The organism is Rubrivivax sp. A210 (assembly GCF_904426505.1).
Classification (GTDB): Bacteria; Pseudomonadota; Gammaproteobacteria; order Burkholderiales; family Burkholderiaceae_C; genus Rubrivivax.
Genome location: NZ_CAJGBN010000067.1, coordinates 21036 through 37182 on the forward strand (window position 1 = coordinate 21036; position 16147 = coordinate 37182).

16 protein-coding genes are annotated in these 16147 nt (G+C 69.0%); 8 read left to right on the plus strand and 8 right to left on the minus strand.

The genetic code is table 11. The features are described from left to right. Positions 1-5: 5 nt before the first annotated feature. On the minus strand, positions 6-1157 hold the full coding sequence (locus JMV16_RS21275; RefSeq protein ID WP_201496326.1) for an efflux RND transporter periplasmic adaptor subunit: 1152 nt from the start codon (positions 1155-1157) through the stop codon (positions 6-8). A gap of 147 nt (positions 1158-1304) precedes the next feature. Here JMV16_RS21275 and hpnC point away from each other — a divergent pair, with 147 nt between their 5' ends. The 3 genes from hpnC to hpnE are packed head-to-tail and all read left to right on the plus strand — an operon-like array spanning position 1305 to position 4311. Beyond that, entirely contained in the window at positions 1305-2138 is an 834-nt protein-coding gene (gene hpnC, locus JMV16_RS21280) for a squalene synthase HpnC (RefSeq protein ID WP_201496327.1), read from the plus strand. Beyond that, the gene (hpnD, locus tag JMV16_RS21285; RefSeq protein WP_201496328.1) at positions 2135-2983 is read left to right on the plus strand and encodes a presqualene diphosphate synthase HpnD; all 849 of its coding nucleotides are present in this window, start codon (positions 2135-2137) and stop codon (positions 2981-2983) included. Before hpnC ends, hpnD begins: the two co-directional genes overlap by 4 nt. After that, entirely contained in the window at positions 2947-4311 is a 1365-nt protein-coding gene (hpnE, locus tag JMV16_RS21290; protein ID WP_236580643.1) for a hydroxysqualene dehydroxylase HpnE, read from the plus strand. The genes hpnD and hpnE overlap by 37 nt, the downstream gene beginning before the upstream one ends. Here hpnE and JMV16_RS21295 read toward each other — a convergent pair. Continuing rightward, on the minus strand, positions 4271-5278 hold the full coding sequence (locus JMV16_RS21295; protein WP_201496329.1) for a TIGR03790 family protein: 1008 nt from the start codon (positions 5276-5278) through the stop codon (positions 4271-4273). The two genes, hpnE and JMV16_RS21295, sit on opposite strands and share 41 nt — an antisense overlap. Positions 5279-5446: 168 nt before the next feature. Between JMV16_RS21295 and JMV16_RS21300 the strand changes: the two genes are divergently transcribed. After that, on the plus strand, positions 5447-6208 hold the full coding sequence (locus tag JMV16_RS21300; RefSeq protein ID WP_201496330.1) for an IclR family transcriptional regulator: 762 nt from the start codon (positions 5447-5449) through the stop codon (positions 6206-6208). Between the two features lie 33 nt (positions 6209-6241). Here the strand turns inward: JMV16_RS21300 and pbpG are convergent, their stop codons facing one another. The 6 genes from pbpG to JMV16_RS21330 form a co-directional block, all read right to left on the minus strand. Continuing rightward, positions 6242-7282 carry a D-alanyl-D-alanine endopeptidase gene (pbpG, locus tag JMV16_RS21305; protein WP_411565062.1) on the minus strand — a complete coding sequence of 347 codons (1041 nt, stop codon included), beginning with the start codon at positions 7280-7282 and terminating at the stop codon, positions 6242-6244. A gap of 139 nt (positions 7283-7421) precedes the next feature. Beyond that, positions 7422-8963 (minus strand): 2-isopropylmalate synthase, encoded by a 1542-nt coding sequence (locus JMV16_RS21310; protein WP_201496331.1) that lies wholly within the window; start codon positions 8961-8963, stop codon positions 7422-7424. 194 nt (positions 8964-9157) lie between these two features. Beyond that, on the minus strand, positions 9158-10009 hold the full coding sequence (pssA, locus tag JMV16_RS21315; RefSeq protein ID WP_201496332.1) for a CDP-diacylglycerol--serine O-phosphatidyltransferase: 852 nt from the start codon (positions 10007-10009) through the stop codon (positions 9158-9160). A gap of 79 nt (positions 10010-10088) precedes the next feature. Beyond that, on the minus strand, positions 10089-11105 hold the full coding sequence (gene ilvC / locus JMV16_RS21320; protein WP_201496333.1) for a ketol-acid reductoisomerase: 1017 nt from the start codon (positions 11103-11105) through the stop codon (positions 10089-10091). A gap of 75 nt (positions 11106-11180) precedes the next feature. Further along, positions 11181-11672 (minus strand): acetolactate synthase small subunit, encoded by a 492-nt coding sequence (ilvN, locus tag JMV16_RS21325; RefSeq protein WP_201496334.1) that lies wholly within the window; start codon positions 11670-11672, stop codon positions 11181-11183. Positions 11673-11839: 167 nt separating this feature from the next. Beyond that, positions 11840-13636, minus strand: coding sequence for an acetolactate synthase 3 catalytic subunit (locus JMV16_RS21330; protein ID WP_201496335.1), 1797 nt, complete (start codon positions 13634-13636; stop codon positions 11840-11842). A 266-nt stretch (positions 13637-13902) separates the two neighbouring features. On the opposite strand from JMV16_RS21330, the gene JMV16_RS21335 reads away from it, so the two are divergent. From JMV16_RS21335 to JMV16_RS21350, 4 genes are read left to right on the plus strand one after another with little or no spacing between them, the layout of a single operon-like run. Continuing rightward, on the plus strand, positions 13903-14469 hold the full coding sequence (locus JMV16_RS21335) for an RNA polymerase sigma factor (RefSeq protein WP_201496336.1): 567 nt from the start codon (positions 13903-13905) through the stop codon (positions 14467-14469). Then, positions 14466-14912: a DUF3619 family protein gene (locus JMV16_RS21340; protein ID WP_201496337.1), complete on the plus strand. Its 447-nt coding sequence runs from the start codon at positions 14466-14468 to the stop codon at positions 14910-14912. The genes JMV16_RS21335 and JMV16_RS21340 overlap by 4 nt, the downstream gene beginning before the upstream one ends. Then, positions 14909-15631 carry a DUF3106 domain-containing protein gene (locus tag JMV16_RS21345; RefSeq protein ID WP_236580644.1) on the plus strand — a complete coding sequence of 241 codons (723 nt, stop codon included), beginning with the start codon at positions 14909-14911 and terminating at the stop codon, positions 15629-15631. Before JMV16_RS21340 ends, JMV16_RS21345 begins: the two co-directional genes overlap by 4 nt. Positions 15632-15651: 20 nt before the next feature. Beyond that, the gene (locus tag JMV16_RS21350) at positions 15652-16146 is read left to right on the plus strand and encodes an RDD family protein (protein ID WP_255511432.1); all 495 of its coding nucleotides are present in this window, start codon (positions 15652-15654) and stop codon (positions 16144-16146) included. Position 16147 lies beyond the last annotated feature (1 nt).

Here is a 16147-nt window from a genome sequence, read left to right on the forward strand (position 1 = left end):
CGGCTTCAGCGGTTGGTGGACGGCAGGGCCGCCGATGCGGCAGCCGGGAAGACTGCCGAGGCCGCACCCTGCGGCGCGGCCGGTGCCTGGTACAGCCTGACCTTCTGCCCCGGCGTGAGCGTGTGTACGCCGGCCGTCACGACTGTCTGCCCCGGCGTCAGGCCGGCGCTGATGATGATGCTGTTGCCATCGGCACCGCCCACTTCCACTGGCTGCAACTGCACGGTGAGGGCGGCGCGGTCGAGCAGCCAGACGGCGCTGCGCCCCTGCTGCTGCATCACGGCCGCGAGCGGCAGGCGCACAACGCCGTCGCGCCGCGGCAGTTCGACCACCGCGGTCACCGTCTGGCCCAGGTCCAGCGCGGCACGGCCGATGTCGGCCTTGACCTGGAAGGTGCGCGTCACCGGGTCGGCCGCCGCCGCCACCTCGCGCACCGTGGCCGCCACGGCGGCGCCGGCGCCCCAGGGACGCACCTTGATGGCGCCGGTGCGGCCCAGCAGCGCGCGCATCGCCTCGACGCCGCCCTCGGGCACCGCGAACACTGCGTCGCGCGGGCCGTCGTGGGCCAGGCGCAGCACCGGCGTGCCCGCCGCGAGCACGGCGCCGGGTTCAGCCTCGACCGCGGTGACCACACCGGCCGCGGTGGCCGCCAGCACCGCATAGGCGGCCTGGTTGCCCTGCACGCCGGCCTGCGCCCGCGCCTGCTCAAGCTGGGCCGCCTGCGCTTCGAGCGCGGACGCGCGCCGTTCGAGCTCGGCGGCGCTGATGAAGCCCTGGTCGCGCAGGTCATTGAAGCGGCGGAAATCGGCTTTCGCCAGGTCATGGGCCGACTGCGCCGCGCGCACGCCGGCCTGGGCCGATTCCTGGCCCAGCCGCAGATCGGTGGCGTCCAGCCGCGCCAGTTCCTGACCGGCACGCACACGTTGGCCCACCTCGGCGGCGCGGCTCAACATCTTGCCGCCGACGCGAAACCCCAGGCGAGATTCGGTGCGGGCACGGATCTCGGCGGCGTACTCGTGGACACCGCCCGCGCTTTCGCTGCCCAGCGTCATCGTGCGCACCGAGCGCACGGGTTCGCTGGGTGCCGGCGGCGGGTTGCAGGCCGCCAGGGCGATGGCGGCCATGAGCGGGATGGGGAGTCGGAGCAAAGGTTTCATGGGGCGACCTCGCGCAGGGGCGTACAACGGAGGGTTGTTAATGACTGACTGGTCAGTAATATATTGAGGCACCGCAGGCCTGTCAATCGACAACGGCGCAACAGCCGCACACCGCCGGCACGGCCGATATGGTGAGAATCAACGGTTGTGAGCATCGATCATTACGAGAACTTTCCGGTGGCCAGCCTGCTGTGCCCACCGGCCATACGTCCCGCCGTGCTGGCCATCTACCGCTTTGCGCGCACCGGCGACGACCTCGCCGACGAGGGAACGGCCAGCGTCTCGCGCCGGCTCGAGGATCTTTCGGCCTACCGCGGTGAGCTGCAGGCCGCCGTGCGCGGCCATTCCAGCGGCCTGCGCTGGCGTGCGGTGTTCGAGCCGCTGGCGGTGCAGATACGCCAGCGCCGCCTGCCGCCGGCGCTGCTGCACGACTTGCTCGACGCCTTCGAGCAGGACGTGAACAACCCCACCTATCCCGACCGCGCCGCCCTGCTGGATTACTGCCGCCGCTCGGCCAACCCCATAGGCCGCCTGATGCTGCATCTGCACGGCGTACACGATGCGCACTCGTTGGAGCAGTCCGACGCCGTCTGCACCGCGCTGCAGCTGATCAACTTCTGGCAGGACCTGAGCGTGGACGGCCCGCGGGGCCGCCACTACGTGCCGACGGCCGACCTCGGCAACCACGGCGTGGCGCTGGAGGAACTCGCCACCCGCTGCGACAACGCGCGCACGCGCCGCCTGGTGGCCGATCTCTGCGGCTGGGCCGGCGGCCTGATGCGGCAGGGCGCACCGCTGGCGCTGCGCCTGCCCGGCGGCGTGGGCTGGGAGCTGCGCCTGGTGGTGCAGGGCGGCTTGCGCATCCTGGACAAGATCACCGGCATCAACCATGCAGCCGTCACCCGGCGCCCGGTGATCAGAGCCTACGACGCGCCCCTGCTGCTGTGGCGCGCCGCCCGGATGGGCCGCCGGGCGCGATGACGCCCGAACAGTACGTGCAGGACAAGGCCGCTGCCAGCGGCTCTTCGTTCTACTACGCCTTCATGTTCCTGCCGCCGCCGCGGCGCGCGGCCATCACCGCCTTCTACGCCTTCTGCCGCGAGGTCGACGATGTCGTCGACGAGATCGCCGACCCTGCGGTGGCGGCAGCCAAGCTGCAATGGTGGCGCCAGGAGGTGAAGGAAGCCTGGGCCGGCCGGCCCAGCCACCCGGTGACCCAGGCCCTGCTGCCGCTGGCACCAGCCTTCGGCATAGAAGCCGCCCACTTGCAGGCGGTGATCGAAGGCTGCCAGGTCGACCTCGACCAGACCCGCTTTCTCGACTACGCCGGTCTGCAGCGCTACTGCCACCTGGTGGCCGGCATCGTGGGCGAGGTGGCGGCCAATATCTTCGGCCGCAGCCAGGATGCCACGCTGCAATACGCCCACCGCCTGGGGTTGGCGATGCAGCTCACCAACATCATCCGCGACGTCGGCGACGACGCCCGCCGCGGCCGCATCTACCTGCCGATGGCCGAGCTGCAGCGCTTCGACGTCAAGGCGCATGAACTGCTCAAGCGAGAAGCGCCCTGGGGCTACAGCGAGCGCTTCACGGCGCTGATGCGCTTCCAGGCCGAGCGCGCCCACGCCGCCTACGACGAGGCGCTGGCCCTGCTGCCCGACACCGACCGCCAGGCCCAGAAGCCGGGCCTGATGATGGCCAACATCTACCGCACCCTGCTGCGCGAGATCGAGGCGCAAGGCTTTCGCGTGCTGCACCAGCGCACCTCGCTGACCCCGCTGCGCAAGCTGTGGATCGCGACCCGCACGCACCTCAAGGGCCGCTGAGGCTGGCCATCGTCGGCGGCGGCTGGGCCGGGCTGGCGGCCGCGGTCGAGGCGGTGGACGCCGGCCATGCGGTGACGCTGATCGAGCTCTCGGCCCAATGGGGCGGGCGCGCTCGCGGCGTCGAGATCGAGGGCCTGGCACTGGACAACGGCCAGCACATCCTGATCGGCGCCTACCGCCACACCCTGGCGCTGATGGCGCGCGTCGGCGCCGATCCCGACGCCCTCGCCCGCCGTCCGCTGGAACTGCTCTACCCCGATGGCCGCGGCCTGCGCATGCCGGCGGCGCCGGCCTGGCTGGGTTTCGGCCTCGCGGTGCTGCGCTGCCGCGGCTGGACCCTGGCCGAGCGCGTGGCCTTGCTGCGCGCCGCCACTGGCTGGGCCCTGGCCGGCTTTGCCTGCGATCCGGCCTGGACCGTGGCCCGCCTCTGCCACGCGCTGCCGCCGCCGGTGCGCGAGTTGCTGATCGACCCGCTGTGCGTGGCCGCCCTCAACACCCCGGCCGCGGAGGCCAGCGCCAGCGTGCTGCTGCGCGTGTTGCGCGACGCCCTCTTCGGCGGCGCCGGCGCCGCCGACCTGCTGCTGCCGCGGCGCTCGCTGGCCGCGCTGCTGCCCGAGCCGGCGGCATGCTGGCTACAAAAGGCCGGCGCGCGGTTGCAGACAGGGCGGCGCGTGCAGGCACTGGCGCGCGAAGGTGCCGGCTGGCGCGTCGACGGCGAAGCCTTCGATGCCGTCGTCCTGGCCTGCAGCGCGGCCGAGTCCGCAAGGCTGGTGGAGCCGCTGACGCCAACCTGGGCCGCCCAGGCGCAGGCGCTGCGCTACGAGCCCATCGTCACCGTCTATATGCGCTGCCCCGGCGCGCGCCTGCCATCACCGATGACCGCGTTGCTGCAGGGGCCGCGGGCGCCGGCGCAATTCGCCTTCGACCACGGTGCGCTCGGCGGTGCGGCCGGCGTCTTTGCCTTCGTCGTCAGCGGCGCGCGGCCGTGGGTCGAGGCCGGCCTGGCAGCCACGGGCGCCGCCGTGCTGGAGCAGGCGGCCACGTCCTTTGCGCCCGGCACCTGGCCGCAGCCGCCCACCGTGCTGCGCGTGCTGGCCGAGAAACGCGCCACCTTCCGCTGCACGCCGGGGCTGGACCGCCCTGCCGCCACCATCGCCCCCGGCCTGGTGGCGGCCGGTGACTACATCGCCGGCCCCTATCCGGCCACGCTGGAAGGCGCGGTGCGCTCCGGCGAGCAGGCCGTCGCGGCGCTCAGGAGCACGTTGACTCACGCGATCCACGACGCGCTCACTGACGAGCGAACGGCGCCGCCAGCGGCTCGCCGATGAACAGGCTTTGTTGCGGCCAGGCCACGCTCTTCCAGTAGGCCTCGAGGGCGGTGGCGCCCTGCAGGTAGTGCAGCAGCAACACCTGGGGATGGGGAAACTTCTGCAGATGGTTGCAGGGCTCGCTGACGCTGCCGTGGCTGGCGGTGGCGCCCGAGGCGATCCAGTCCAGCGCCGTGCCCTGGCCGTGGCTGTCGGCCAGGCTTCCGCCAAAGGAGGTGAGGTGGTCGCCCAGGCCGCCGGCCACCCAGTCGGGCGGCGGCTCCAGCGGTGCTCGCACGCTGCCGGTGAGGGCCAGCAGCACATGCGAGGCCTGGTACAGCTCGGCCTCGGGCTCGACGCGCACTGCCACGCCCACGTCGCGCAGCAGGCTGGGCTGCGGATAGAGCGCCATGCGCACGCGCCGCGCCGCATCGCTGCTGCTCAGCAGCATCGCGCTCACCGGCGGCCGGCCGCGGCGCACCAGGGCGCCATCGGCGGCCACGCCGCGTTCTATCAGCTCGCGCGCCTGGGCCACGCCGGCGGCGGCCAGCAGCATGGACGGCCGCAGGCCGTGGTCGGCAAAGGGCCGCGCCGTGGCCGCGTTGAAGTAGGGCGATGGACGCGAGCGCGCACAGGAGTTGCGGCACAGCTCGGCGTCGAAACCCAGCGCCAGTGCGCCGGTGATGGAATTGCACTCCACCGCATGGGGTGCCACCCAGGACAGCGCCAGGGCCTGGGTGCGGCGGCCGAAATGCGCCGCGATGGCGCGCTGCAGCGGCTCGAACTCGGCCCGTGTCAGGGTGGCGCGGGTCGGCAGCGCAACGCGCAGCACCTGCTCCGGCGCCAGGCCGCGCGCCGCGGCGTAGAAGGCACCGACCTCGACCGAATAGGGGTCGTTGCTGTTGATGACGAGGCCGATGTCGGCCGCGCGCAGGCGCCCGGCAATGCGCGGCACCGTGATGGCCGCCGGCAGCGCGGTGCGGGGCATCAGGCGGTGTGGCGCCGAGGCTGCCGGCGCCGGCAGTTCGGCACCGGCACAGGCGCCAAGCGTGGCAAGGGCGGCGCCCGCCAGCAGGGCGCACAGGCCAACCTTCCGGCATGCAGTTTTCGATTCCGTCATGCGATATCAGGGTAAGCTTGCACCCAGACTCCGACCATGACCCCGAAAGACCACCCCACCATCCAGGTTCTCGAGCGCAGCTTCGCGCTGCTCGACATGCTGGCCTCGCAGCAGGATCCGATGTCGCTCAAGGACATTGCCGAGCGCACTGGCCTGCACCCGTCCACGGCCCACCGCATCCTCAACGATCTGACGCTGGGCCGCTTCGTCGACCGTCCCCAGGCTGGCAGCTACCGCCTCGGCATGCGCCTGCTGGAACTGGGCAACCTGGTGAAGGCCAGGCTCGACGTGCGCGACGCGGCGCTGGGCCCGATGCGCGACCTCCACAAGGTGACGCACCAGCCAGTGAATCTGTCGATGCGCCAGGGCGACGAGATCGTCTACATCGAGCGCGCCTACAGCGAGCGCTCGGGCATGCAGGTGGTGCGCACGGTGGGCGGCCGTGCGCCGCTGCACCTCACCTCGGTCGGCAAGCTCTTCCTGGCCCATGACGATTCGGCGCGCGTGCGCGCCTACGCGGCGCGCACCGGCCTCACCGGCCACACGCGCAACAGCATCACCGAACTGCCACGGCTCGAGCGTGAACTGGCCGGCGTGCGCGCCAGCGGCATCGCACGCGATGACGAGGAACTGGAACTGGGCGTGCGATGCATGGCCGCCGGCATCTTCGACGACCAGGGCACGCTGCTGGCAGGTTTGTCGGTTTCGGCACCGGCCGACCGGCTGGAGGAAAGCTGGCTCGAGCGCGTCAAGACGACCGCGGCGCAGATCTCGTCGGCGCTGGGCCACAAGGCCTGAATCAGGCGAAGGCGGCAGCCCTGGCGACTGGCTTCAGCGCGGTTGGGCCTGCAGCGGCTCGGCGGCGTGCGCCGAGGGAATGAAGGACGCCGTCGCCAGCCATTTGCGGATGCGCTCGGCGTCTCCGATGCGCGAATATTTGCCGGCCGAATCGAGCAGCACCATGATGAGCTGGCGCCCGGCAAGATGGGCCTGCATCACCAGGCAGCGCCCGGCGGCGGCGATGTAGCCGGTCTTCTGCAGGCCGATGTCCCATTCGGGGTTGCGCACCAGGCCATTGGTGCTGCGGAATTGCACCGTGCGCCGGCCCACCGGCACGGCGGCCTCGGGCGAGGTCGAGAACTCGCGGATGACGGGGTGTGCCGAGGCGGCCTTGACCAGGCGCGTCAAATCCTGGGCGCTGGACTGGTTGTCGCTGGAAAGGCCGGTGGGCTCGACATAGCGCGTGTCGTTCATGCCCAGCGCGCCGGCCTTGGCATTCATCTCGGCCACGAAGCGCTCGATGCCGCCGGGATAGGTGCGGCCCAGCAGATGGGCCGCGCGGTTCTCCGAGGCCATCAGCGCCAGGTGCAGCATCTCGCCGCGCGTGAGGCTGGTGCCCACGTTCAGGCGCGAGCGGCTGCCGGCGGTGGCAACGACATCGTCCTGGGTCACGGTCAGAACCTCGTCCAGCGGCAGCTGGGCCTCGGTGACGACCAGGGCCGTCATCAGCTTGGTGATCGAGGCAATGGGCAGCACCGCGTTCGGGTTCTTGCTGAACAACACCTCGTCGGTGTCCTGGTCGATGACCAGCGCGACACTGGACTTGAGCGCCAGTTCATCCTCGGCCAGGCGCAAACCGGCCATCTGGCCAAACGAGGGGCGAGCAGGCTCGGCGCGCTCCGCCACCTTGCGCGCCGGCGCCTTGCGGGTGGGGCGCTTGGCAGCCTTGCCGCCCTTGGCGGGTTTGGCCGCCTTGGCCGTCTTGGCCGGCTGGGTGGCAGCCTCGGCTGCGTGCAGTGGCGCGAGCGAGAGCACAAGGGCCAGGAATGCGGCGCCGAGGCCGGAGAACAACAGCGGAATTCGAATTTTCACCACAGACCTCACGTTCGCGCAGGGTGCAGTGTAGGCGACCGAAAAAAGGCACACAAGATCAATCGTTTGCGCGAACTTCCTCAAGCTGCGGCTGCAGTGCGATGGCGCCCCGCGGACGGGGCGCCTGGAGCCCGCCGCGTCAACCTTGCGCGGCGACGCGATCCGCGTTGCTGTGCAGCTTGTTCAGCGCCGACAGATAGGCCTTGGCCGAGGCCACCACGATGTCGGGATCGGCACCGACCCCGTTGACGACGCGGCCGCCGAGTTGTAGCCGCACCGTGACCTCGCCCTGCGATTCTGTGCTGCCCGAGGTGATCGCATTGACCGAGTAAAGCATCATTTCGGCGCCACTCTTCACGCGCGACTCGATGGCCTTGAGGCTGGCGTCGACCGGGCCGTTGCCATCGCTGTCGGCGTGCTGCTCGACACCGCCGGCGGCGAAGGCCACGCGCGCATGCGGCCGCTCGCCCATCGCCGAATGCTGGGACAGCGCGAGCAGCCGGTAGTGCTCCTGGTCATGCGTGACGCTGTCGTCACCGACGAGGGCGATGATGTCCTCGTCGAAGATCTCGCTCTTGCGGTCGGCCAGATCCTTGAAGCGGGCGAAGGCGGCGTTGATGTCCGATTCCGACTCGAGCGCCACGCCCAGGTCCTGCAGGCGCTGCTTGAAGGCATTGCGGCCCGAGAGCTTGCCCAGCACGATCTTGTTGGCGCTCCAGCCCACGTCTTCGGCGCGCATGATCTCGTAGGTGTCGCGCGCCTTGAGCACGCCGTCCTGGTGGATGCCGCTGGCGTGGGCAAAGGCGTTGGCGCCCACCACGGCCTTATTGGGCTGCACCACGAAGCCGGTGGTCTGGCTCACCATGCGCGAGGCGGGCACGATCTGGCTCGCGTCGACGCCGACCTCAAGGCCGAAGTAGTCGCGCCGCGTGCGCACCGCCATCACCACCTCTTCGAGCGAGCAGTTGCCGGCGCGCTCGCCGAGGCCGTTGATGGTGCATTCGACTTGGCGTGCGCCGCCGATCATCACGCCGGCCAGCGAATTGGCCACCGCCATGCCGAGGTCGTTGTGGCAATGCACCGACCACACGGCCTTGTCAGCGTTGGGGATGCGCCGGCGCAGATCGAGGATGAACTGGCCGTAGAGCTCGGGGATGGCATAGCCCACGGTGTCGGGGATGTTGATGGTGGTGGCGCCCTCGGCAATCACGGCCTCGATCACGCGGCACAAGAAATCAGGGTCGGAGCGGTAGCCGTCTTCGGGCGAGAACTCGATGTCGCCGCACAGATTGCGCGCGAAGCGCACCGCCAGCCGCGCCTGCTCGAAGACCTGGTCGCGCGTCATGCGCAGCTTCTTCTCCATGTGCAGTTCGCTGGTGGCGATGAAGGTGTGGATGCGAGCGCGCGCCGCCCCCTTCAGCGCCTCGGCGGCACGGCCGATGTCGCGGTCATTGGCGCGCGCCAACGAGCACACGGTGGATTCGCGGATGGCGTCGGCAATGGCGCGCACGGCCTCGAAATCGCCATTGCTCGATGCCGCGAAGCCGGCCTCGATGACGTCCACGCGCAGCCGCTCGAGCTGGCGCGCGATGCGCAGCTTCTCGTCGCGCGTCATCGAGGCGCCGGGCGATTGCTCGCCGTCGCGCAAGGTGGTGTCGAAGATGATGAGCTTGTCGGTCATGGTCGTGCTTTCGAGAGTGGGGGGTCGCAAGCAGCTCGGAAATGAACAACGGCCCGCTGCTTTGCGCTGGCGGGCCGTTGATCGGAAAAAATAGGGACGAAATCGATCAGCGCACCCGCGGTGTGGCTAGGAGCGCTAGCGCTGCAAAGGGGCGGAATGTCGAATTCATGACGGGCAATATAGCATGCGTCCCGTCAGGGATGCAGGCCCTTCTCGTCGGGTTCGTCGGTCGAGATCGCGATCATGCTCGCCGGCCGGCCCTTCCACTTTCGCCAGCCGTAGACGAGGTAGCCCGACAGGCCATAGGCGCAGAAGATGGCGAACAGCACGCGCGGCGGGTCGAGCGCGACGATGGCGATGCCCAGGGCGATGGCCACGATCACGATGAAGGGCACGGTACGGCGGCCGCCGAAGACCTTGAAGCTGTAGAAGGGCGCATTGGTCACCATCGACAGGCCGGCGAACAGCGTCACGCCGAAGGCGATCCATGTCAGCCAGTCGATGCGCGAGGCGTTGCGGTAGCCCGCATCGTCCATCACCCACACCAGGCCCATCACGATGGCCGCGGCGGCCGGGCTTGGCAAGCCCTGGAAGAAGCGCTTGTCGATGACGCCGATGTTGACGTTGAAGCGCGCCAGCCGCAGCGCCGCACCCGCGATGTAGACGAAGGCCGGAATCCAGCCCGCCTTGCCCATGTCCTTGAAGGCCCAGATGTACATGATCAGCGCCGGCGCGGCGCCGAAGCTGACCATGTCGCAAAGGCTGTCCATCTGTTCGCCGAAGGCGCTTTGCGCATTGGTCATGCGCGCGACGCGGCCGTCCAGACTGTCGAGCACGGCGGCGACGAAGATGGAAACACAGGCCAGCTCGAAGCGGCCGTTGATGGCCATCACGATGCCGTAGAAGCCGGAGAACAGCGCCGCCAGCGTGATGGCATTGGGCAGCACATAGATGCCGCGGCGGCGTGGCGGCAGCGGCGCCGCCGGGTGGACATCGTCATCGCCGTGCTCGGCGTGATCGGCGGGATTCGTCGGGTCTTCGCTCATGGCCGCGAGGATAGCGCGCCACAAGACCAGCCTGCAGGCGCCGCGCCTTCCGGCGCGGGCCTGGGGCAAAGAGCCGCGCTCAGTTGCGGCTGCGGTCGACCAGCTTGTTGGCCTTGATCCAGGGCATCATCGCGCGCAGCTTGTCGCCGACGACTTCGATGGAATGCTCCGAGGTCAGGCGGCGGCGGCTCAGCAGCGTGGGCGCGCCGGCGCGGTTCTCGAGGATGAAGCTCTTGGCGTACTCGCCGGTCTGGATGTCCTTGAGGGCCTGCTTCATGGCCTTCTTGGTCTCTTCGGTGACGATCTTGGGGCCGGTGACGTACTCGCCGTATTCGGCGTTGTTGCTGATCGAGTAGTTCATGTTCGCGATGCCGCCCTCGTAGATGAGGTCGACGATCAGCTTCAGCTCGTGCAGGCACTCGAAATAGGCCATCTCGGGCGCGTAGCCGGCTTCCACCAGCGTCTCGTAACCGGCCTTGATCAGTTCCACCGTGCCACCGCACAGCACGGCCTGCTCACCGAACAAATCCGTCTCGGTCTCTTCGCGGAAGTTCGTCTCGATGATGCCGGCCTTGCCGCCTCCATTGGCCGCCGCATACGACAGCGCCAGGTCGCGCGCACGACCGCTCTTGTCGGCATGCACGGCGATCAGGTGGGGCACGCCGCCGCCCTGGGTGTAGGTGTTGCGCACGGTGTGGCCGGGGGCCTTGGGCGCCACCATCCAGACATCGAGGTCGTCGCGCGGCACGACCTGGCCGTAATGCACGTTGAAGCCGTGCGCGAAGGCCAGCGACGCGCCCTGGCGGATGTTGGGCTCGACATCGTTCTTGTAGACGGCGCCGATCTGCTCGTCGGGCAGCAGGATCATCACGACATCGGCCTGCTTCACCGCGTCGGCCACCTCGGCCACGCGCAGGCCGGCCTTCTCGACCTTGGACCAGCTGGCACCGCCCTTGCGCAGGCCGACGGTGACGCGCACGCCGCTGTCGTTGAGGTTTTGCGCATGGGCATGGCCCTGCGAGCCGTAGCCGATGATGGTGACGTTCTTGCCCTTGATGAGGCTGAGGTCGGCGTCCTTGTCGTAATAGACCTTCATGGTTCTCTCCAGAAAAAAGGGATTGTCTCGGTTATCGGGCGCCCGCCGCCAAGGCGGCCGGGCCGGGGGTGGGCGTCAGACCCTCAGGATGCGCTCGCCACGGCCTATGCCGCTGGCGCCGGTTCGCACGGTTTCCAGGATGGCGGCGCGGTCGATGGCGACCAGGAAAGCGTCGAGCTTGGAAGAGTCGCCGGTGAGCTCTATCGTGTAGCTCTTCTCGGTCACGTCGATGATGCGGCCACGGAAGATGTCGGCCATGCGCGTCATCTCCTCGCGCTCCTTGCCCACCGCGCGCACCTTGATCAGCATCAGCTCGCGCTCGGTGAAGCTGCCCTCGGTGAGGTCGACCACCTTGACGACCTCGATGAGGCGGTTCAGGTGCTTGGTGATCTGCTCGATCACCTCGTCGCTGCCGGTGGTGACGATGGTCATGCGCGAGAGGCTGGCGTCCTCGGTGGGCGCCACCGTCAGGCTCTCGATGTTGTAGCCGCGGGCGGAAAACAGCGCCACCACGCGCGACAGGGCGCCGGCCTCGTTCTCGAGCAGCACGGCAATGATGTGTTTCATGCTTGGATGTCCTTTGCGTGAGCTTTGCCGCCGGCAGCGGTAACCGCCGTCACTGGGCCACGTCGGGGATGGAAGTGGATTGAAAACGCTCCGGGCTTGCGGGCCACCTCTTGCGCGGCGCCGGCCCCGGCGCGGTAACACCGGGGCCGCGACGCGGATTCAGTGGCTCACAGTTCCTCGGAGCCCAGCAGCATCTCGCTGATGCCCTTGCCCGCCTGGACCATGGGCCAGACGTTCTCGGTGGGATCGGTGCGCACGTCGAGAAAGACCGTGCGGTCCTTCAGGCGGATGGCCTCGCGCAGCGCCGGCTCGACATCGGCCGGGTTCTCGACCTTGATGCCGACGTGGCCGTAGGCCTCGGCCAGCTTGACGAAGTCGGGCAGCGCGTCCATGTAGCTGTGCGAATAGCGGCCGCCATAGTCGAGCTGCTGCCACTGGCGCACCATGCCCAGATAGCGGTTGTTGAGCGAGACGATCTTGACCGGGGTCTTGTACTGCATGCAGGTGGAAAGCTCCTGGATGCACATCTGGATCGAGCCCTCGCCGGTGATGCAGAAGACGTCGGAATCCGGCTTGGCCAGCTTGATACCCATCGCATAGGGCAGGCCCACGCCCATGGTGCCCAGGCCGCCGGAATTGATCCAGCGCCGCGGCTCCTCGAAGCGGTAGAACTGCGCCGCCCACATCTGGTGCTGGCCGACATCGCTGGTGATGTAGGTGTCGCGCTCGCGCGTCAGCTGCCACAGCTTCTCGACCACCATCTGCGGCTTGATGACCTCGGTGCTGTGCTTGTACGCCAGGCACTCGCGCTTGCGCCATTCGCCAATCTGGTTCCACCAGGCCGAGAGCGCACCGGCATCGGGATGGACCTGCGCTTCCTTGATCTGCGCCGCCAGTTCGATCAGCACTTCCTTCACGTCCCCGACGATGGGCACGTCGACGCGCACGCGCTTGGAAATTGACGAGGGGTCGATGTCGATGTGGATGATCTTGCGTTCGACCGAGGCGAAGTGCTTGGGATTGCCGATCACGCGGTCATCGAAGCGCGCGCCCACGGCCAGCAGCACGTCGCAGTGCTGCATGGTCATGTTGGCTTCGTAGGTGCCGTGCATGCCCAGCATGCCGAGGAACTTGGGGTCGCTGTGCGGGATGGCGCCCAGGCCCATCAACGTGTTGGTGCAGGGGAAGCCCAGCAGGTCGGTGAGCCGGCGCAGTTCGGCCGAGGCATTGCCCAGGATGACGCCGCCGCCGGTGTAGATGTAGGGCCGCTTGGCCTGCAGCAGCAACTGCACGGCCTTGCGGATCTGCCCGCCATGGCCCTTGCGCACCGGGTTGTAGGAGCGCATCTCCACCGTCTCGGGGTAGTGGAAGGGCGCGGTCTTGAGCGACACGTCTTTCGGGATGTCCACCACCACCGGGCCGGGGCGTCCGGTGCGCGCGATGTGGAAGGCCTTCTTCATCGTCAGCGCGAGATCGCGCACGTCCTTGACGAGGAAGTTGTGCTTGACCACGGGCCGCGTGATGCCGACCGTGTCGCACTCCTGGAAGGCGTCCAGGCCGATGGCCGGCGTCGGCACCTGGCCGGTGACGATGACCATCGGGATCGAGTCCATGTAGGCGGTCGCGATGCCGGTGACGGCATTCGTGACCCCGGGGCCGGAGGTGACCAGGGCCACGCCGACATCGCCGGTGGCACGCGCATAGCCGTCGGCGGCATGGACAGCGGCCTGTTCATGGCGCACCAGCACATGCTCGATCGTGTTCTGCTTGTACAGCGCGTCGTAGATGTACAGCACCGACCCGCCGGGATAGCCCCAGAGGTAGCGCACGCCCTCGGCCTGCAGGCAGCGCACGAGGATCTCGGAGCCGTTGAGCTCGGGATGGGCGGGAGAAGAAGGGGAGGAGGAAGAAGAAGGCGCTTGTGCCAAGGCGGCACGCCTGACTTCCGCGGCAGACATATCCATTTCGAACCTTTGCGATTTTCTCTGACGAAAAACCATTGGTGCCCCTCCTCTCGCCCTCGTGAGACGGAATCGGAGCCTGCGCGGTCAAAATTCCGCCGTCGGGGTCTGACGGCCGGGCTTAGGACCCAAAGTAGCGGTTGTGCGGAGCAGCATTATGCACCGCGTTCAGGCCGCCGGCGCCCGCGGGGTGCGCCGTTCGGGTGCGCCCTGCGGGGGCGATGCCATAATTCCGCGCGCCCGCTTCGGGCCCTTGCCACAAGTCCGCGTTGGCCACCGACAAAGAACTGTCAGACTTCCTCAAGAGCATCGAGAAGCGTGCCTTCAAGCGCGCCGTCTACGCCGTGCGCAGCGAGGATGCGGCACTGGACATCGTGCAGGACGCGATGATCCGCCTGGCCGAGAAGTACGCCGACCGCCCCGCCGCCGAGTTGCCGCTGGTCTTCCAGCGCATCCTGTCCAATGCCACGATGGACTGGTTCCGGCGTGAAAAAGTCCGCGGCGCGGTGATGCAAAACCTGTCGGACTTCGAATCGCCGGACGACGATGGCGACTTCGACCTGCTGGAAACCCTGCACACGCTCGAGGACACACTGGGCACCGAGAGCGCGTCCGACGCCGTGTCGAGGGCACAAATCCTGCAACTGATCGATGCCGAGGTCGGTGCGCTGCCGGCGCGTCAACGGGAAGCCTTCCTCCTGCGTTACTGGGAAGAGTTCGATGTGTCCGAGACCGCGGTGGTCATGGGTTGCTCGGAGGGCAGTGTCAAGACACACTGCTCGCGAGCCGTTCATGCGTTGGCAAAGGCGCTTCGAGCCAAGGGAATCTCGCCATGAACATCAAGAACTCGATCACCGACGTCCACGCCCTCGAGGCCCGGCTCGCGGCCCAGTTCGCGAGCCGCCTGTCCACCGGCATAGAGACGCTGCCGCACGACGTGACCGAGCGGCTGCGCTTTGCCCGCGAACAGGCGCTCGCTCGCGCACGCGAAGCACGCTTGCAGTCCGCTCCGGCCCCCGCCAGCCCCACGGTGGTGGCCGTCTCGCCGCGCGGCGTCGCCGTGTTCGGGGGTTTCGTTCCCTGGTGGCAGCGCGCCGCCTCGGTGCTGCCCCTGGTCGTGCTCGTGGCCGGCTTCCTGATGATCGAGGAATGGTCGGTCCGCGAGCAGGTGCTCGCCGCCGCCGACATCGATGCGCGTCTGCTGGCCGACGACCTGCCCCCGGCCGCCTACTCCGACCCCGGTTTCGCAGAATTCCTGATCGCGGGCCAGGCGCCGTGACGAGGGCGGGAACCCTGCGCCTGCTTGCCCGGGCCCTGCCCGCGCTGCTGGCGGCCGTCGTCACGGTGGCCATGGCTGCCGACCCCGCCGGCGGCCCCGCCTGGACCGCCCTGACACCGGCCCAGAAGCAGGTGCTGGCGCCGCTGCAGCAAGACTGGGCCGGCATTGACGCGCAGCGCAAGAGCAAGTGGCTTGAGGTGGCCGCGCGCTTTCCCTCCATGCCCGCGGCCGAGCGCGAGCGCGTGCAACAGCGCATGTCCGAGTGGGCGCGCATGAGCCCGAACCAGCGCGCGCAGGCCCGGCTGCAGTTTCAAGAGGCGCAGCAGATTCCGGCTTATGAGCGCCAGGCCAAGTGGGAGGCCTACCAGGCGCTCTCGCCCGATGAGCGCAAGAGCCTGGCCGCGCGCACCAAGCCGGCCGTCTCGGCACCCACCACCCAGCCGGCGGCCTTGGTCACGAACAGCAAGCGCAATGTGGCACCCATGGCCACCGGCGCCCAAGTCAAGCCGGTTTCTCCAACGGTGGTGCAGGCCAAGCCCGGCGCCACCACCACCAGCATGACGGCACGCGCTGACCCGCCGCCCCACCATCAGCCGGGAATGCCCAAGATCGCTGCCACGCCGGGCTTTGTCGACCGCGCCACGCTGCTGCCCAAGCGTGGGCCGCAAGGTGCCGCGGTGCGCACGCCGCCCCCGAGCGCGCCCGCCAGCCGGCCGTGAGCGCAGTTCCCAGGGCCCTGGTGACGCCAGGGCTGCGGCGCCGACTCGCCTGCTTCGCCTACGAGGGCGTGCTGCTGTTCGGCGTCGTGATGGCGGCCGGGCTGGTCTACAGCCCGCTGATGCAGCAACGCCACGCGCTTCAGGGCAAGCAGGGATTGCAGCTCTTCGTATTTGCGGTGCTCGGCCTCTACTTCGTCTGGTTCTGGACCCGCGGCGGCCAGACGCTGGCGATGCAGACCTGGCAGATTCGGCTGGTGACGCGCACGGGTGCCCCGGTGAGCCGCTGGCGCGCCGCCTGCCGCTACCTGCTGGCATGGATGTGGTTCTTGCCCGCACTGGCGACGCTGCACTTCACCGGCCTGGGCGCCGGCTGGCCGGCCTTCGCCGTCATCTTCGTCGGCGTACTGGCCTATGCCGGCCTGACACGGCTGCATCCGGACCGTCAATATTGGCACGATGCGGTCTGCCGCACACGGCTGATCCAATGGACACCGCCACCTCGCAGCAAATCCTGAC